The organism is Sphingomonas kyeonggiensis, assembly GCF_030812785.1.
Taxonomy (GTDB): domain Bacteria; phylum Pseudomonadota; class Alphaproteobacteria; order Sphingomonadales; family Sphingomonadaceae; genus Sphingomonas; species Sphingomonas kyeonggiensis_B.
The window spans coordinates 1,400,793-1,416,433 of sequence record NZ_JAUSTJ010000001.1; the positions used below are offsets into that span (position 1 = coordinate 1,400,793).

Sequence of the window (15,641 nt, forward strand, 5' to 3'; positions counted from 1 at the left end):
GTGCGCCTGTCGAGCCTTGCCGACTATGCGGTGGTGATGATGTCCGCAGCGGCGCGCCATTGCGGCGCGACGTGCCGGCTCAACGCGACCACGCTTGCCGAGGATACCGGCCTGCCGCTGCCCACGGTGCAGAAACTGGTGAGCAAGCTTTCCGGCGCCGGCCTGATCGAGAGCGCGCGCGGCACCGGCGGGGGCTTCCGCCTGGCACGGCCCGCCGCGGCGATCAGCCTGGCCGACATCGTCGAGGCCGTCGAAGGCCCGATCGCGCTGACCTCCTGCGTCGATGCCGGCAAGCAGGATTGCTGCGTGCAGGACAGCTGCAAGGTCAAGCCGCACTGGAATGTCGTGAACGGTGCTGTAAAGGGCGCGCTCGCGGGCATCTCCCTCGCCCAGATTTCCAGCGCTCCGGCCCAGGCCGAAGCGCCACATCCGGCAGATCAGATCCGGACCCCGGCGCTGGCCGGGGAGCAGGTGTAAGCATGGCTACGAAGAACGCGGAAGCACTGGCAGCCGCCAACAAGAAATATGAGTGGGGCTTCGCCTCGAACGTCGAGCAGGAGTTCGCGCCCAAGGGATTGAGCGAGGACACGGTCCGCTACATCTCGGCCAAGAAGGGCGAGCCCGAGTGGATGCTCGAATGGCGGCTCAAGGCGTTCCGCATGTGGCAGGAGATGACCCTGCCCGAATGGGCGAAGCTGTCGATCCCGCACATCGACTATCAGGACGCGTATTACTACGCCGAGCCCAAGCAGAAGAAGACGATCAGCTCGCTCGACGAGCTCGATCCCGAGATCCGGCGCACCTATGAGAAGCTGGGCATTCCGATCGAGGAGCAGAAGGTCCTCGCCGGCGTCGAGGGCGCGCGAAAGATCGCGGTCGACGCGGTGTTCGACAGCGTCTCGGTCGCGACCACCTTCCGCGAGGAGCTGAAGGCCGCCGGCGTGATCTTCCTGTCGATCTCGGAAGCGATCCGCGAATATCCCGAGCTGGTGAAGAAGTGGCTCGGCAAGGTCGTGCCGGTCCGCGACAATTTCTATTCGGCGTTGAACAGCGCGGTCTTTTCCGACGGCACCTTCGTCTATGTACCCGAGGGCGTGCGCTGCCCGATGGAGCTCAGCACCTATTTCCGCATCAATGCCGAGAATACCGGCCAGTTCGAGCGCACGCTGATCGTCGCCGACAAGGGCGCCTATGTCTCGTACCTCGAGGGCTGCACCGCGCCGATGCGCGACGAGAACCAGCTCCACGCCGCGGTGGTCGAGCTGGTCGCGCTCGACGATGCCGAGATCAAGTACAGCACGGTGCAGAACTGGTATCCGGGCGACGAGAATGGCGTCGGCGGCATCTTCAACTTCGTGACCAAGCGCGCGCTGTGCGCCGGCACCAATTCAAAGGTGAGCTGGACCCAGGTCGAGACCGGCAGCGCGATCACCTGGAAATACCCCAGCTGCATCCTGCAGGGCGACGGCTCGGTCGGCGAATTCTATTCGGTGGCGGTCACCAACGGCCACCAGCAGGCCGATACCGGCACCAAGATGCTGCACATCGGCAAGAACACCAAGTCGACGATCGTCTCCAAGGGCATCTCGGCGGGCAGGTCGAACAACACCTATCGCGGCCGCGTGCTGGTCAACGCGGCGGCGGAGAATGTCCGCAACTTCACCCAGTGCGACAGCCTGCTGCTCGGCGACCAGTGCGGCGCGCACACCGTGCCCTATATCGAAGTGAAGAACCCGAGCGCGCAGATCGAGCATGAGGCGACCACCTCGAAGATCAGCGAGGACCAGATGTTCTACGCGATGCAGCGCGGGCTGGACCAGGAGGCTGCGGTGGCGCTGATCGTCAACGGCTTCGCCAAGGAAGTGCTGCAGCAGCTGCCGATGGAGTTCGCGGTCGAGGCGCAGAAGCTGCTGGGGATCAGCCTGGAGGGTTCGGTCGGGTGATCTTGCTTGCGTTGTTCCTGATGCAGGCAGCGCCGGCCCAGCCGGGCGCGCCACAGGCGGTCGAAGCGGGTTTCTACGCTCCGGAATCGCTTACCCCGGCAATCGAGACCTATCTTGGTTGCCTTGGCCCGACGATGCAGGGGATCAGCCGAAAGGCCGGCCCCCAGTTCACCGATGGCATGCGCAAGGTCATCGACCAGACACTCGAGCGCTGCGCGCCCAGCCGCGCAAAGGCGCGCCGCATGGCGCTGCGACTGATCGAGGATGACCGGAAGGTGAGCGCCGCGGACCGCGAAGCGACGGTCGACCATACGCTTGGCGAGATCGATGCGGTGTTCCGTCGCATGCCCGATCAGTTGCCGCCCGAAGGAAAGCCGGAAGCGGAGAAGGCCAGGCCGTGATCCTCGCCGCCGCCCTCCTGCTCCTCGCCCAGGACGTGCCCGCCACCCAGGCGGTCGGCACGCCTGCGGAGGACGAAGCGAACATCGTCGTGCGCGCCACCTTCGGGCGCACCACGATGCTGTTCGACAAGGGTTCGGACGGTCGGCTGCGCAACTGCCGGGTGATGGTCTCGAGCGGCAGCCAGCGGCGCGACAGCAATGCCTGCCAGGCGACCCCGGTCTGCTATGCCAGGACAGCCGACGAAGTGACCGATTGCCGCGAGTTGAGCGTGCTGGAGCAGGCCGCCGCCGCAGTGTCCGCGCCGCCGCCGATACCGGCGCCGGGCAAGGCGCAGGTCTTCGAGCTGCCCAAGCTGGTTCAGCCCAAGGCGGCGCTGCCCAGCTCCGCGATCGGCCCCAATGCCGCCACCGAGGAAAGCCGCGAGACCGAGCGCCAGCGCGTCAAGCCGATCGCGCCGCCGGTGAACCCGGCCGCGGACGGCCCGGTGGTGCGCTTCACCACCGGCAACCAGCCCCAGCGCGACGATACCGACAAGTCAGAAAAGGGGCCGATTTTCGGGCCCAAGGAATGAACGACAGCATGTTGAAGATCACCGACCTCCGCGCCGAAATCGACGGCAAGGAAATCCTCAAGGGCCTGAGCCTGGACGTGAACGCGGGCGAGATCCACGCGATCATGGGCCCGAACGGCGCCGGCAAGTCGACGCTCGGCTACACGTTGGGCGGCAGACCGAACTACGAACCGACCGGCGGCAGCGTGACGTTCGACGGGCAGGACCTGCTCGAGCTGGCGCCGCACGAGCGCGCCGCGGCCGGTCTGTTCCTCGGCTTCCAATATCCGGTCGAGATCCCCGGCATCTCGAACCTGCATTTCCTGCGCGAGGCGCTGAACAGCCAACGCCGCGCCCGCGACGAGGCCCCGCTCTCGGGTGGCGAGTTCCTCAAGCTCGCCCGTGCCCAGGCCGATGCGCTCGGCATGGACGTCGAGATGCTCAAGCGCCCGGTCAATGTCGGCTTCTCGGGCGGCGAGAAGAAGCGCAACGAGATGGTCCAGATGGGCATCATCGGCCCCAAGCTGGCGATCCTCGACGAAACCGATTCCGGCCTCGACATCGACGCGCTCAAGGCGGTGGGCGAGGGGATCAACCGGATCATGCGCGCGCCCGACAAGGCGGTGCTACTGATCACCCACTACCAGCGGCTGCTCGATTATGTGCAGCCGGACTTCGTCCATGTCCTCGCCGATGGCCGCATCGTCCGCTCGGGCGGACCCGAGCTCGCGCATGAGCTGGAGCGCGAAGGCTATGGGATCCTGGCGGCGTGATCCTGTCCCTGATCCTGGCGCTGGCGGTGCAGGAGGCGCCGCAGGACGAGCTCAACATCGAGGTCGTCGGGCGTAAGCTCGCGGCGATCTCCGCGACGGTCAGCCAGGGTGCGGGCGGCAAGCTCGGCTGCGCGCTGAGCGAATCCAGCGGTTACGCGAAGCTCGACGAACAGCTCTGCCGCACCGCGACTGCCTGTGTCCGCAAGGGCGCACGCGATTCCGCGGGCGTGAAGGCCTGTATCGACAAGCGCAAGCCGGCGCTGCTCGCCGACTTCAAGCGCAGCTGGAGGGCCGGCCAGTGACCACGCTCGCACTCCCGACGCCGCGCATGGAGGAATGGCGCTGGGCCGATATGGCGGCGCTCAAGGCCGCTGCCGACAGCCCACGCGCCGACACCGCGATCGATCCCGGCACGCTGTTCCTCGACATCGAAGGCCCGCGCCTGTTGTTCGTCGATGGCTGTTTCGAGCCGGCGCATTCCACGCCGGGCCCGGTCCAGGTGACCCAGCAGCTGGCCACGACCGATCATCCGCTCGGCAGCCTCACCGATGGCGAGGGCTGGTCGCTGCATCTCGGGCCCGAACATGCCGCGACGTCGATCCAGATCGTCCATATCGGCACCGGCGGCGAGAGCCATGTCCCCGCCCGGCTGATGCTCGACGAGGATGCGGTCGCCTCGGTGATCGAGACCTATGCCGGCTCGGGCTGGGCCAACCGGCTGACCACGCTCTGCCTCAAGCGCGGGGCGCGGCTGATGCGTTCGGTGCGGCTGGTGCAGTCGGACGGCTTCGTCTCGCTGCGCGACGAGGCCGAGGTGGGCGAGGCGGCGAGCCTCGTCTCGATCTTCCTCGGCGCCGGCGGCATGGGCAGCCGGATCGACGGATCGCTGCTGATCAACGGCAAGGGCGGTTTCGCCGAGATGGGCGGCGCGCTGCTGACCTCCGGCAGCCAGAAGCAGGAAGCTGCGGTCGCGGTGCGCCATGAGGATGTCGAGGGCACCTCGCGCCAGCTGTGGCGCGCGGTGGCGGCGGACAAGTCGGCTGCCGGCCTCGCCGCCCGGGTCGAAGTGGCGCGCGGCGCGCAGCAGACCGATGGCGAGCAGTCGCTGCGCGGCCTGCTGCTCCAGCGCTCGGCAACGGTGAACCTCAAGCCCGAGCTCGAGATCTTCGCCGACGACGTGAAGTGCGCCCACGGCGCCACGGTCGGCGAGCTCGACAAGATGGCTTTGTTCTACCTGCAGAGCCGCGGGATCGACAAAGGCCGCGCCCAGGCGCTGCTCACTCGCGCCTTCGTGGCGGATGCGCTCGCCCGCATCGGCGAGGACGCGGTGCGCGAGGCCTTCGCGGCGGATGCGGATGCGTGGTTGGAGGCGGCGCTGGGGTCCCCCTCCCGCTTGCGGGAGGGGTTAGGGGAGGGGATGTCCGCATGACCTCGCTTCCCGAACAGGCCCTCCCCCGACCCCTCCCGCAAGCGGAAGGGGAGATGCGTCCCCTCGACCTGCTCGCCGATTTCCCGGCGATCCCGCGCGGCTGGCATTATCTCGATACCGCCGCGACCTCGCAGAAGCCGCAGCCGGTGCTCGATGCAATCAACCGCGCATATGGCGAGACCTATGCCACCGTGCATCGCGGCGTGTACCAGCGCTCGGCCGACATGACGCTCGCCTATGAGGCGGCGCGCAAGCGGGTGGCGAAGTTCCTCGGCGGGCGCGAGGAGGAAGTCGTCTTCGTCCGCGGCGCGACCGAGGGGATCAACCTCGTCGCGCAATGTTGGGCGGGCACCCAGCTCAAGGCCGGCGACCGCATCCTGCTCTCCACGCTCGAGCATCATTCGAACATCGTGCCCTGGCAGATGGTCGCCGAGCGGGTCGGCGCCGAGATCGACGTTGTGCCGCTCACCGCCGACCAGCGCATCGATCTCGACGCGATGGCGGCGATGCTCACCGATCGCCACAAGCTGGTCGCGCTCGCCCATGTCTCAAACGTGCTGGGCTCGGTGCTCGATGCGAAGCGCGCGACCGCGCTGGCGCACAAGGTCGGGGCGAAGATTCTGCTCGACGGCTGTCAGGCGGTGCCGCGCATGCCGGTGGACGTCGCCGAGATCGGCTGCGATTTCTATGTGATGTCGGGCCACAAGCTCTACGGCCCGACCGGCATCGGCGCGCTCTGGGGCCGTTACGAGCTGCTCGACGCGATGCCGCCCTATCAGGGTGGCGGATCGATGATCGACCGGGTGACCTTCGCGAAGACCACCTATGCGCCGCCGCCGGGCCGGTTCGAGGCGGGGACGCCGCATATCGTCGGCGTGGTCGGGCTGCATGCGGCCATCGATTATGTGGAGGGCATCGGTCTCGAGCGTATCCATGCGCACGAGACGGCGCTTGTCACCCAGGCGCGCGAGGCGCTGTCGCAGCTCAACTCGGTCAGGCTGTTCGGCCCGGCCGACAGCGCGGGCATCGTCAGTTTCGCGGTCGAGGGGGTGCACCCGCACGATGTCGCCACCATATTGGATGAAGCCAATGTCGCGATCCGCGCCGGGCATCACTGCGCACAGCCGCTGATGGACAGCCTGGGCGTGCCGGCGACGGCGCGGGCGAGCTTCGGGGTTTACAACGGCGCGAGCGACATCGCCGCGCTGGTCGCTGGAATAGAACGGGTCACAAGGATCTTCGGATGAACGAAGAACGCAAGATTGAAGTCGAGGAAGTGGAGGCCGTGGCGGCCCCGCCCAAGGCGCGCGTGGACGACGCGGTTGAAACCGCCACGGAGACGTTCGAGCGCAAGCGCGACTATCTCTCGGGCTTCCTGTCGCAGAAGCCGCAGGCGCTGTCGGGCACCGAGCCGGGCGGCGAGCTCTATGAGGCGGTGATCACCGCGCTCAAGGAGATCTACGATCCCGAGATTCCGGTGAACATCTATGATCTCGGCCTTATCTACGGCGTCGACATCACTGCCGAAGGCCATGCTGCGGTGCAGATGACGCTGACCACGCCGCATTGCCCGGTGGCGGAATCGATGCCCGGCGAAGTCGAGCTGCGCGTCGGCTCGGTGCCGGGGATCGGCCATGCCGAAGTCAACCTCGTCTGGGATCCGCCATGGGACCCGCAGAAGATGAGCGACGAGGCCAAGCTCGAACTGGGGATGCTGTGATGACCACCGCCACCCGCGCCCGCCCCGCCGCGCTGATCCTGACGCCGGCCGCCGAGCAGCGCATCGCCGACCTGATGGCCAAGGCGCCCGCCGATGCGGTGGGCGTCAAGCTGTCGACTCCGCGCCGCGGCTGCTCGGGGCTCGCCTATTCGGTCGATTACGTCACCGAGGCCAAGCCGTTCGACGAGAAGATCGAGACGCCCGGCGGCACCTTCTATGTCGACGGCAGCTCGATCCTCTATCTGATCGGCTCGACGATGGACTGGCAGGAAGACGACTTCACCGCCGGTTTCGTGTTCCAGAACCCGAATGCCAAGGGCAGCTGCGGCTGCGGCGAGAGCTTCACCGTCTAGGCGGCGCGCCGCCGGCGCATGCCCGCGGCCATGTCGGCATAGAGCTGCGCATCGTCGTCGATGCCGAGCGTCTGGTAGAACATCGCGAGGTTCTGCGCGGCGAGATGGCTGCCGCAGCCCTCGACCGAGCCGTCGAGATCGGGCCGCTCGCCGATCTCCAGGCAGCGCTTCCACGCGCTCTCGACGATCGGCAGCAGCTCGCTCATCGCGATCGCCGGATTGCGGCTCGCCCAGTCGAGATAGAGGTCGGCGACGGCGAAATAGAAGTCGGGCGAGCGCTGCCAGTTGCGGTGCTCGAGGTCGGCGAACGCCAGCGCCTCCTCGAACCGCTCGGCCCGCTTGAGCGCCTGCAGCGTCGCCACGACAGTGCCGTGGCGCCATGCCGTGCCGGGCGCGCCGGTGCGGTGCGCGGTGAGCAGCGCGTCGGCGGCCTGGCCGGGCCGCTCGCGCACCAGATGCTCGCGGCCGAGCTGGTACCAGAGATAGGAGTCCTCCGGCGTCACAGCGAGCTCGGCACGCAGCAGCGCCTCGTTGCGGCCGTCCTTGCGGGCGAGCTGGGCTTCCTCGAAGCCGTCATGGCGGAGCGCAAGCGGCAGCGGCACCAGCGGCAGCGGCGAGACCGGCAGCTCGTGGATGCGCCCCTGATAGCGCACGCCGCGCGGCAGGAGTCGGGGCGACAGGCGGCGCGTGGCGGGGGCGTCGTCCTGGCTGCGATTGACCAGTTGCATGCAGCCCAGGAAGCGCGGCGGCGCGACCGAGGCGGGCGGAAGCGTGGCGGCGCCGAGCGCGGCGGCGTCGTCTTCGATCCATTCGTCGGCGTCGAGGATCAGGTTCCAGTCCGCGTCGGAATGGTCGAGCGCGGCGTTGCGGGCCGCCGAGAAGTCGTCACACCATGTGAAATGATGCACCGTCGCGCCGCAGCGCTCGGCGATCGCCACCGTCGCGTCGGTCGAGCCGGTGTCGAGCACGATCATCGCATCGACATGCGGGCGCGCGCTTTCGAGGCAGCGCGCAAGGCAGCGTTCCTCGTTCCGCACGATCATGACGAGCGCCAATCGGGGCATTTGCATGGAGTCCTTCACTGCTGGCCGGGATTCATTATAGGACGCCGCGAAGCCGAAGCGCGCCACGCGGAGAGACCAGATGCCCCATCCCCAGCCCTACACTGCCGATCCCGCCCGTTATGACGGCCGCATGCCCTATCGCCGCTGCGGGCGCTCGGGGCTCGACCTGCCGGCGATCAGCCTCGGCCTCTGGCAGAATTTCGGCGGCACCGATGTGTTCGAGACCGGCCGGGCGATGCTGCGCCGCGCGTTCGACCGGGGCGTGACGCACTTCGACCTCGCGAACAATTACGGCCCGCCCTATGGCTCGGCAGAGGAGAATTTCGGCCGCGTGATGGCGACCGACTTCGCGCATCACCGCGACGAGCTGATCGTCTCGACCAAGGCGGGCTGGGACATGTGGCCCGGGCCCTATGGCGATGTCGGTGGCAGCAAGAAGTACCTGATCGCCTCGTGCGACCAGAGCCTCAAGCGGATGGGGCTCGACTATGTCGACATCTTCTATTCGCACCGCGTCGATCCGAAGACCCCGCTGGAGGAGACGATGGGCGCGCTCGCGCAGCTCCACCGCCAGGGCAAGGCGCTCTATGTCGGCATCTCCAGCTACTCGCCGGAGCTGACCCGCCAGGCCGCCGCGATCCTCGCCGAGCACAAGGTGCCGCTGCTGATCCACCAGCCGAGCTATTCGATGCTCAACCGCTGGGTCGAGGCCGAGCTGCTGAACACGCTCGGCGATCTTGGCACCGGCTGCATCGCCTTCTCGCCGCTCGCCCAGGGCATGCTGAGCAACAAGTATCTCAACGGCGTGCCCGAGGATGCGCGGGCGGCCAAGGGCGGCTCGCTGAACCAGCGGCTGCTGTCGGACGACAATATCGAGCGCATCCGCGCGCTGCACGCCATCGCCCAGAAGCGCGGCCAGACGCTGGCGCAGATGGCGATCGCCTGGGTGCTGCGCGACCCGCGCGTCACCTCGGCGCTGATCGGCGCACGCACCGTCGAGCAGCTCGACAACTCGCTGGACGCGGTCAACAATCTCGACTTCAGCGCGGAAGAGCTGGCCGAGATCGACGCGCATGCAACCGATGGCAGCCTGGATCTTTGGAAGGTCTCGTCCAGCATCGAGGAACTCCCCCAGGCATGAGTGTCGCGTTTCGCCGCGAGAGCGACGAGGAACACAAGGAACCGAAGTTCGAGCTGCCGCTGCCGCCGGGACCCAACATGGTCACGGCGCGCGGCCTTGCGCTGATCGAGGCGAAGGTCGCCGAGCTGGAGGCCGCGGTCGCGGCGGGCGGTGAGGAAGAGGCGCTCGAAGGGCTGAAGCGAGAGCTGCGCTACTGGAACACCCGCCGCACCACGGCGCAGATCGTGCCGGCGCCCGAGGAAGGCGTGGTCGGCATCGGATCGCGGGTGCGGATCAGGATGGCCGGCAAGGAGCGGGTGATCGACCTGGTCGGGCATGACGAGGCCGATCCTGCTGCGGACCGGCTGTCCTTCCAGGCCCCGCTCGCCAAGGCGCTGATCGGTGCCGAGGAAGGCGAGAAGGTCGATTTCGCCGGCAAGGCGCAGGCAATCGAGATCATCGAGATCGAAACGATTCCGGACTGAGCGAAACGCGGTTTAGGGTGGGCGCATGACTCGCCTGCTCCTCGCCGCTGCGCTGCTCGCGTCCACCGCCGCCAATGCCCAGACCGATGCCGAACGCTGGAAGGCGAGCGCGGCGCGGGTGACGATCACCCGGGACGATTGGGGCGTGGCGCATATCAACGGCAGGACCGACGCCGATGCGGTGTTCGGGATGATCTATGCCCAGGCCGAGGACGACTTCAACCGGATCGAGACCAACTATCTGGTCAGCCTCGGCCGGCTCGCCGAGGCGGAGGGCGAGGGGGCGATCTGGCAGGATCTGCGCCAGCGGCTGTTCGTCGATCCGGAGGTGCTGAAGGCCGATTATGCGAAGAGCCCGGCATGGCTCCGCAAACTGATGCAGGCCTGGGCGGACGGGCTGAACTATTATCTCGCCACGCACCCGCAAGTGAAGCCGCGAGTGCTCACGCGGTTCGAGCCGTGGATGGCGCTGAGCTTCTCCGAAGGGAGCATCGGCGGCGATATCGAGCGGGTGCCGCTCAGCCAACTCGAAGCGTTCTACGGCAAGCAGAAGCAGGCGATGACCAATGCCGAGAAGGACCTGCTCTACAAGGAGCCCAAGGGCTCGAACGGCTTCGCCATCGCGCCGAGCCATACGAAGGACGGCCATGCGCTGCTGCTGATCAACCCGCACACCAGCTTCTTCTTCCGCTCCGAGCAGCAGGTGACGAGCGGCGAGGGGCTCAACGCCTATGGCGCGGCGACCTGGGGGCAGTTCTTCATCTACCAGGGGTTCAACGCCAGGGCCGGCTGGATGCACACGTCGAGCGGCGTCGACAATGTCGACGAGTTCGCGGAGAAGATCCTCGCCAACGACGATCGTTCGCGCTTCCTCTATTGGTATGATCATGCAATCCGCTCGGTGACGGCGAAGACGATCGCGCTTTCCTATCGTGCTGCGGACGGCACCCAGGCGCATCGCAGCTTCGCCACCTATGCCACCCATCACGGCCCGATTGTCCGTGAGACCGCGGACGGCAAATGGATCGCGGTCTCGCTGATGAACAAGCCGGTCGAGGCGCTGCAGCAGAGCTTCCTGCGCACCAAGGCCAGCGATTATGCGAGCTTCCTCAAGGTTGCGGAGCGCAAGGCCAACAGCTCGAACAACACGCTGTTCGCGGACTCGAAGGGCGAGATCGCTTTCCTGATGCCGCAGTTCATGCCGGTGCGCGACAATCGCTTCGACTATCGCAAGCCGGTGGACGGCAGCGATCCGGCGACCGACTGGAAGGGGCTGCATAGGCTCGCCAGCCTGCCCAAGGTGGTGAACCCGAAGAATGGCTGGGCCTATAACTCGAACAACTGGCCCTGGAACGCGGCAGGCGCAGACAGCCCCAAGGCGGCGGACTATCCGCGCTATTTCGACCAGGCCGGTGAGAACCCGCGCGGCGCCCATGCGCTGCGGGTGCTGAACGCGCGCCGGGACTTCACCCCCGAGACGCTGCGCCAGGCGGCCTATGACAGCTTCCTGCCCGCCTTCGACCGGCTGCTGCCCGGGCTGGTCGCGGCCTGGGAGAAGCTGCCCGACGGCGATGCCCGCAAGGCGAGGCTCGCCGAGCCGGTGGCGCTGCTCAAGACCTGGGACCGGCGCTGGGCCGCGGACTCGGCGGCGACCTCGCTGGCAGTGTTCTGGGGCGAGGCGCTGTGGGCGCCCTCGGCCGCGCCGGCCAAGGAGGCGGGGCTGTCGGTGTGGGACTGGATGGCCGAGCGTGCGACCGACGCGCAGCGGATCGACGCACTCGCCTCGGCGGCGGACCGGCTGACCCAGGACTTTGGCAGCTGGAAGGTCGCCTGGGGCGAGATCAACCGCTTCCAGCGCAATGACGGGGCGATCGTCCAGAAGTTCGACGATGCGAAGCCCAGCATCCCGGTGCCCTTCACCTCGGCGCAATGGGGCTCGCTCGCCTCGTTCGGGGCGAAGCGCTGGCCGGGGACGAAGCGCTATTACGGCACGCTCGGCAACAGCTTCGTCGCGACGGTGGAGTTCGGGCCGAAAGTGAAGGCCTGGGCTGTCACTGCGGGGGGCGAGAGCGGGTATCCGGAGTCGAGGCACTTCAGGGATCAGGCCGAGCGCTATGCGGCGGGCGACCTGCGGCCGGTGTATTTCTACCCCGAGGATTTGAAGGGGCATGTCGAGCGGGTGTACCGGCCGGGGGAATAGGGCGTTCCTACATCCGGCGGGGCGCCGGCAGGCCAAAGGACATGAAGTACACGCCAAAAGCGGGTTTTCGCGCTCGGAAGTTCACCAAGTTCGCACCATTGGCGGTTCCTCCCGCGCCAGCCGCACAACATCCTTGCGCGTGCGGGATCCTATCTTTCCTACGGAATCAAAGAGCGGCTGGAGCAGAGCTCCGGCCGGTTGAACCAAGCAGGCGAAATCCTATTTTGCAAGCCGCTCAGGCTGCGGCCCAATGATCGAAGGCCTCGCGCTGGAGCCTGTCGACGAACGCCCGTGCCTCCGGGCCTTCCCAGGGGCCGGCATGCCCCTCCAGCGAGGCGCGCGGACTGACCCACCAGCCCTGGCCGGGCATGCCGTCGGATTCGCGGACGACCAGCACGGCGAGCTCGGGCTCACCCTTTGCCGCGGCATCGTCGTCGATCGCGTCGAGCGTCTTGCACAAGGCACGCATCAGCGGGCGGGTGAAGCGGTGGCCGAGCAGCGCCAGCATCTCGGAATAGCTGACCGCGCGGCGCTCGCGGGCCGCCTCGATCAGCAAAGCGCGGACATGGGCGATGTCGGAGACCGGGATCGGATCGCCGGTCATGGCGCGAACGGCTTGCTGAGGAAGCGCGAGCCCGCCTCGCCGAAGCGCCACGGCACGTCGACCGCCTTGCTGATCCCGATCCGCACGCCGACCGCGACGGTGCGCGGGGCATCGGCGTCGCGCAACTCCAAGGGCGGCGCGTCGATCGGAGCGCCGTCCAGGCTGTGGTCGACGGCCAGCGCCTGGCAGAGCCGGCCCGGTCCCGAGCAGAGCAGCCGGATGTCGCCGGTGCCGCGGCGCTCGACCATTTGTTCGATGCCGTGGCGCGGCTCGATCGCGCGGATCAGCACCGCGCTGACGGGGCTGCACACGAAGTTCATGCACCAATGCAGGCCATAGATGCGGTAGATATAGGCATGGCCGGGCGGGCCGAACAGGACGGCGTTGCGGGCCGTCGGGCCGCGAAAGCTGTGCGAGGCGGGGTCGCCCGCGTCATAGGCCTCGGTCTCGACGATCGGCCCGCCGACGCCGTCGACCAGAACCTCGACGCCGATCAGCGCGCGGGCGACGGTTATCGCGTCGCGCTCGAAGAAGGTGCGGTCCAGTGTCATTGCAGACTTGCATCCGGGCGTTTCGAGGCGGTCTATCCGGGCCTCGAGGGTCTGAAGATCCTATCGAATAGTTCGGCACTTATCCCTTTGAGGCAAGGGGGCGTCATCCCCGCGAAGGCGGGGATCCAGGGTGGCGGAGCGCAGTCCCTCGTGACTCTGGATCCCCGCCTTCGCGGGGATGACGAACACACTAGCTGACGCTCAGCGTATCGATTCGCTTGACGACCCATGAGCCATCACGCCTCTTTTCCAGAAGCACCCAACTCGTGCCTCCCGCCAGAGGGCCATAGTAATCGCTGGTCGTCAAAGCTGCGGTGCGGCCATCCCGGTCTATCACGGGCATCGACATGGTCAGGACGCCGAAGGGATAGCGTGTTGTTGTTGCCGGGTCGGCCAACCGGTCGATCTCTGCGTCGTTGTGCAGGATGCCCGCGCCATCGAGAAGCGCACGCAGATTCGGGCAACTCGTGACCGGGCTCAGCCTACGGACCTCGGTTTCCGCCAGCACAAGGCGGAGATCCTGGCTGCCGACGAATTCCGGATGCTCGCGAACGATCGCCTCGATTTCCTTGCGCTTGGGAAGCATCAGCCCCCTGGGGCCGTGCGCCACTGCGATCGGTCCGGAAGCTTCCTTCAGGAAATGCCGGGCATAGGCCTCGGCGACCTTGCAGCCTTCGCCGAGATTGCCGCCCGACAGGAAGCTGCATCCTGTGAGGGAGAACAGCGCAAGGAGAAGGGCGAGCCGGGGCATCATCGCAATGCCTATAGTCAAAACGGCAGTTCCTCGCCCAGCCGTTCCTCGAAGTTCGATACCGTCACGCCGACCAGCCGGATCCCCTTGGGCGTGGGCAGCACCGAGCGGATCAGCGAGAGGCTCATTTCGCGCAGCGCCTCGCGGCGGTCGACCAGGCCGGCGGTGAGGCTGCGGCTGCGGGTGATGATCTGGAAGTCGGCATATTTCACCTTCACCGTGACGGTGCGGCCGAATTCCTGCGCCTTTTCGCACCACAGCCAGACTTCCTCGGCCATCTCCAGCACGCCGGCCTCGATCTCTTCGTTCTCGGTCAGATCGGTGTTGAAGGTGGTCTCGGAGCCCGAGGATTTGCGGATGCGCTCGGCATCGACCGGGCGGTCGTCCTCGCCGCGGGCGATCGCATAATACCAGTCGGCCGAGCTGCCGAAATGGGCGCGGAGGAACTCGATCGGCTTGCTGCGCAGGTCGGCGCCGGTCTCGATGCCGAGGCCCTGCATCTTGCGCGCGGTCACCGGGCCGACGCCGTGGAAGCGCTTGACCGGCAGGGTCTCGACCCAGGCGGCGCCCATATCGGGCGTCACCGCGAACTGGCCGTTGGGCTTGCGCTGGTCCGAGGCGAGCTTGGCGAGGAACTTGTTGTACGAGATGCCGGCCGAGGCGGTGAGGCCGGTCTCTTCGAGGATGCGCGCGCGGATCTCCTTGGCGGTGGCCCAGGCGGTCTCGATCCCGCGCAGGTTCGCGGTGACGTCGAGATAGGCCTCGTCGAGCGAGAGCGGCTGGATGATCGGGGTATAGTCGGCGAAGATCGCGTGGATCTGCTTGGAGACGGCGCGATAGACGTCGAAGCGCGGCTTGACGAAGACCAGCTCGGGGCAGCGGCGCAGCGCGGTGACCGAGGGCAGGGCGGAGCGCACCCCGAACTTGCGCGCCTCATAGCTGGCGGCCGCGACAACGCCGCGCGCCGCGGCATAGCCGACCGCGACCGGCTTGCCGCGCAGCGCCGGATCGTCGCGCTGCTCCACCGACGCGTAAAAGGCATCCATGTCGACATGGATGATCTTGCGGACCGGCGCTTGCGCCATGTCAGTCGTCCATCGGCTCCAGGGCGGCGGCGAAGATGCGGGTGAGGCGCTTCTCGAATCGCGCATCCTCTTCGGGGGTGCATTCGAGCGTGTCGATCGAGAGCATGTTGTGCATGATGCCCATGCCCATCAGCACCGCCAGCGCCATCGCCGCGCGCATCTCGCGATCCTCGCCCTCCAGCTCCTGGGATACGGGATCGAGGATGTCGGCCTGCACCGCGTTATGGATGATCTGCCCCGCCTTGGGCGAGCCGATCGAATGGAGCAGGATCAGGATGCGCTCGATATGGATGTCGCGCTCGCCCGGCGGCGCATCGTCCTTTTCGAGGAAGAGCTGGGCGAAATGGCGGGCGAGCGTCTCGCGCGTCGCGCCGTCCATGATGTCCTTCTCGTCATCGTCGCGCAGCGTCTCGCGGAACAGGGCTTCCTTGCTGCCGAAATAGCGGCTGACCAGGGCGGGATCGACGCCGGCATGGCCTGCGATCTCGCGCAGGCCGACATTCTCGTAATTCTCGCGTGCGAAATGCTTCCGTGCCGAGGCGAGAATGGCCTGGCGCGTCGCAACGGCATTGCGATGCCGCGACGGAACCGGTGGGATCATGGACATTTTC

At 67.3% G+C, this 15,641-nt stretch carries 19 protein-coding genes; 13 read left to right on the top strand and 6 right to left on the bottom strand.

Annotation, left to right across the window (positions count from 1 at the left end; all coding sequences use genetic code 11):
- The 10 genes from J2W22_RS06980 to J2W22_RS07025 are packed head-to-tail and all read left to right on the top strand — an operon-like array spanning position 1 to position 7,170.
- Positions 1 to 477, top strand: coding sequence for an SUF system Fe-S cluster assembly regulator (locus J2W22_RS06980; RefSeq protein ID WP_307117525.1), 477 nt, complete (start codon positions 1 to 3; stop codon positions 475 to 477).
- A 2-nt stretch (positions 478 to 479) separates the two neighbouring features.
- Positions 480 to 1,943 (top strand): Fe-S cluster assembly protein SufB, encoded by a 1,464-nt coding sequence (sufB, locus tag J2W22_RS06985; RefSeq protein ID WP_307117526.1) that lies wholly within the window; start codon positions 480 to 482, stop codon positions 1,941 to 1,943.
- The gene (locus J2W22_RS06990; protein WP_307117527.1) at positions 1,940 to 2,344 is read left to right on the top strand and encodes a hypothetical protein; all 405 of its coding nucleotides are present in this window, start codon (positions 1,940 to 1,942) and stop codon (positions 2,342 to 2,344) included. The genes sufB and J2W22_RS06990 overlap by 4 nt, the downstream gene beginning before the upstream one ends.
- A complete protein-coding gene (locus tag J2W22_RS06995; RefSeq protein WP_307117528.1) occupies positions 2,341 to 2,916 on the top strand; it encodes a hypothetical protein in 576 nt (191 codons plus the stop codon). The genes J2W22_RS06990 and J2W22_RS06995 overlap by 4 nt, the downstream gene beginning before the upstream one ends.
- Before the next feature lie 8 nt (positions 2,917 to 2,924).
- Positions 2,925 to 3,668 carry a Fe-S cluster assembly ATPase SufC gene (sufC, locus tag J2W22_RS07000; RefSeq protein ID WP_307117529.1) on the top strand — a complete coding sequence of 248 codons (744 nt, stop codon included), beginning with the start codon at positions 2,925 to 2,927 and terminating at the stop codon, positions 3,666 to 3,668.
- Positions 3,665 to 3,970: a hypothetical protein gene (locus J2W22_RS07005; protein ID WP_307117530.1), complete on the top strand. Its 306-nt coding sequence runs from the start codon at positions 3,665 to 3,667 to the stop codon at positions 3,968 to 3,970. Before sufC ends, J2W22_RS07005 begins: the two co-directional genes overlap by 4 nt.
- Entirely contained in the window at positions 3,967 to 5,097 is a 1,131-nt protein-coding gene (locus J2W22_RS07010) for a SufD family Fe-S cluster assembly protein (RefSeq protein ID WP_307117531.1), read from the top strand. Before J2W22_RS07005 ends, J2W22_RS07010 begins: the two co-directional genes overlap by 4 nt.
- A gap of 53 nt (positions 5,098 to 5,150) precedes the next feature.
- Positions 5,151 to 6,344 (top strand): cysteine desulfurase, encoded by a 1,194-nt coding sequence (locus J2W22_RS07015; RefSeq protein WP_307117532.1) that lies wholly within the window; start codon positions 5,151 to 5,153, stop codon positions 6,342 to 6,344.
- The gene (locus tag J2W22_RS07020; RefSeq protein WP_307117533.1) at positions 6,341 to 6,817 is read left to right on the top strand and encodes an SUF system Fe-S cluster assembly protein; all 477 of its coding nucleotides are present in this window, start codon (positions 6,341 to 6,343) and stop codon (positions 6,815 to 6,817) included. Before J2W22_RS07015 ends, J2W22_RS07020 begins: the two co-directional genes overlap by 4 nt.
- Positions 6,817 to 7,170, top strand: a complete 354-nt coding sequence (locus J2W22_RS07025) for a HesB/IscA family protein (RefSeq protein ID WP_307117534.1) — start codon at positions 6,817 to 6,819, stop codon at positions 7,168 to 7,170. The genes J2W22_RS07020 and J2W22_RS07025 overlap by 1 nt, the downstream gene beginning before the upstream one ends.
- On the opposite strand, the gene J2W22_RS07030 is transcribed toward J2W22_RS07025, so the two are convergent.
- Positions 7,167 to 8,213, bottom strand: a complete 1,047-nt coding sequence (locus tag J2W22_RS07030) for a glycosyltransferase family 2 protein (RefSeq protein WP_307117535.1) — start codon at positions 8,211 to 8,213, stop codon at positions 7,167 to 7,169. The genes J2W22_RS07025 and J2W22_RS07030 overlap by 4 nt on opposite strands.
- Before the next feature lie 100 nt (positions 8,214 to 8,313).
- Here J2W22_RS07030 and mgrA point away from each other — a divergent pair, with 100 nt between their 5' ends.
- The 3 genes from mgrA to J2W22_RS07045 are packed head-to-tail and all read left to right on the top strand — an operon-like array spanning position 8,314 to position 12,039.
- Entirely contained in the window at positions 8,314 to 9,375 is a 1,062-nt protein-coding gene (gene mgrA, locus J2W22_RS07035) for an L-glyceraldehyde 3-phosphate reductase (protein WP_307117536.1), read from the top strand.
- The gene (locus J2W22_RS07040; protein WP_307117537.1) at positions 9,372 to 9,839 is read left to right on the top strand and encodes a GreA/GreB family elongation factor; all 468 of its coding nucleotides are present in this window, start codon (positions 9,372 to 9,374) and stop codon (positions 9,837 to 9,839) included. The genes mgrA and J2W22_RS07040 overlap by 4 nt, the downstream gene beginning before the upstream one ends.
- Before the next feature lie 25 nt (positions 9,840 to 9,864).
- The gene (locus J2W22_RS07045; RefSeq protein ID WP_307117538.1) at positions 9,865 to 12,039 is read left to right on the top strand and encodes a penicillin acylase family protein; all 2,175 of its coding nucleotides are present in this window, start codon (positions 9,865 to 9,867) and stop codon (positions 12,037 to 12,039) included.
- A gap of 235 nt (positions 12,040 to 12,274) precedes the next feature.
- Here the strand turns inward: J2W22_RS07045 and J2W22_RS07050 are convergent, their stop codons facing one another.
- The 5 genes from J2W22_RS07050 to J2W22_RS07070 all read right to left on the bottom strand — a co-directional run bounded on the left by J2W22_RS07050 (position 12,275) and on the right by J2W22_RS07070 (position 15,631).
- Positions 12,275 to 12,643: a ribose-phosphate pyrophosphokinase gene (locus J2W22_RS07050; protein ID WP_307117539.1), complete on the bottom strand. Its 369-nt coding sequence runs from the start codon at positions 12,641 to 12,643 to the stop codon at positions 12,275 to 12,277.
- Positions 12,640 to 13,194: a DNA-3-methyladenine glycosylase gene (locus tag J2W22_RS07055; RefSeq protein WP_307117540.1), complete on the bottom strand. Its 555-nt coding sequence runs from the start codon at positions 13,192 to 13,194 to the stop codon at positions 12,640 to 12,642. Before J2W22_RS07055 ends, J2W22_RS07050 begins: the two co-directional genes overlap by 4 nt.
- 190 nt (positions 13,195 to 13,384) lie before the next feature.
- Positions 13,385 to 13,948: a hypothetical protein gene (locus tag J2W22_RS07060; RefSeq protein ID WP_307117541.1), complete on the bottom strand. Its 564-nt coding sequence runs from the start codon at positions 13,946 to 13,948 to the stop codon at positions 13,385 to 13,387.
- A 14-nt stretch (positions 13,949 to 13,962) separates the two neighbouring features.
- Complete coding sequence (gene dinB / locus J2W22_RS07065; RefSeq protein WP_307117542.1) at positions 13,963 to 15,030, bottom strand: DNA polymerase IV; 1,068 nt, start codon at positions 15,028 to 15,030, stop codon at positions 13,963 to 13,965.
- A 1-nt stretch (position 15,031) separates the two neighbouring features.
- A complete protein-coding gene (locus J2W22_RS07070; RefSeq protein WP_307117543.1) occupies positions 15,032 to 15,631 on the bottom strand; it encodes a TetR/AcrR family transcriptional regulator in 600 nt (199 codons plus the stop codon).
- Positions 15,632 to 15,641: the final 10 nt, after the last annotated feature.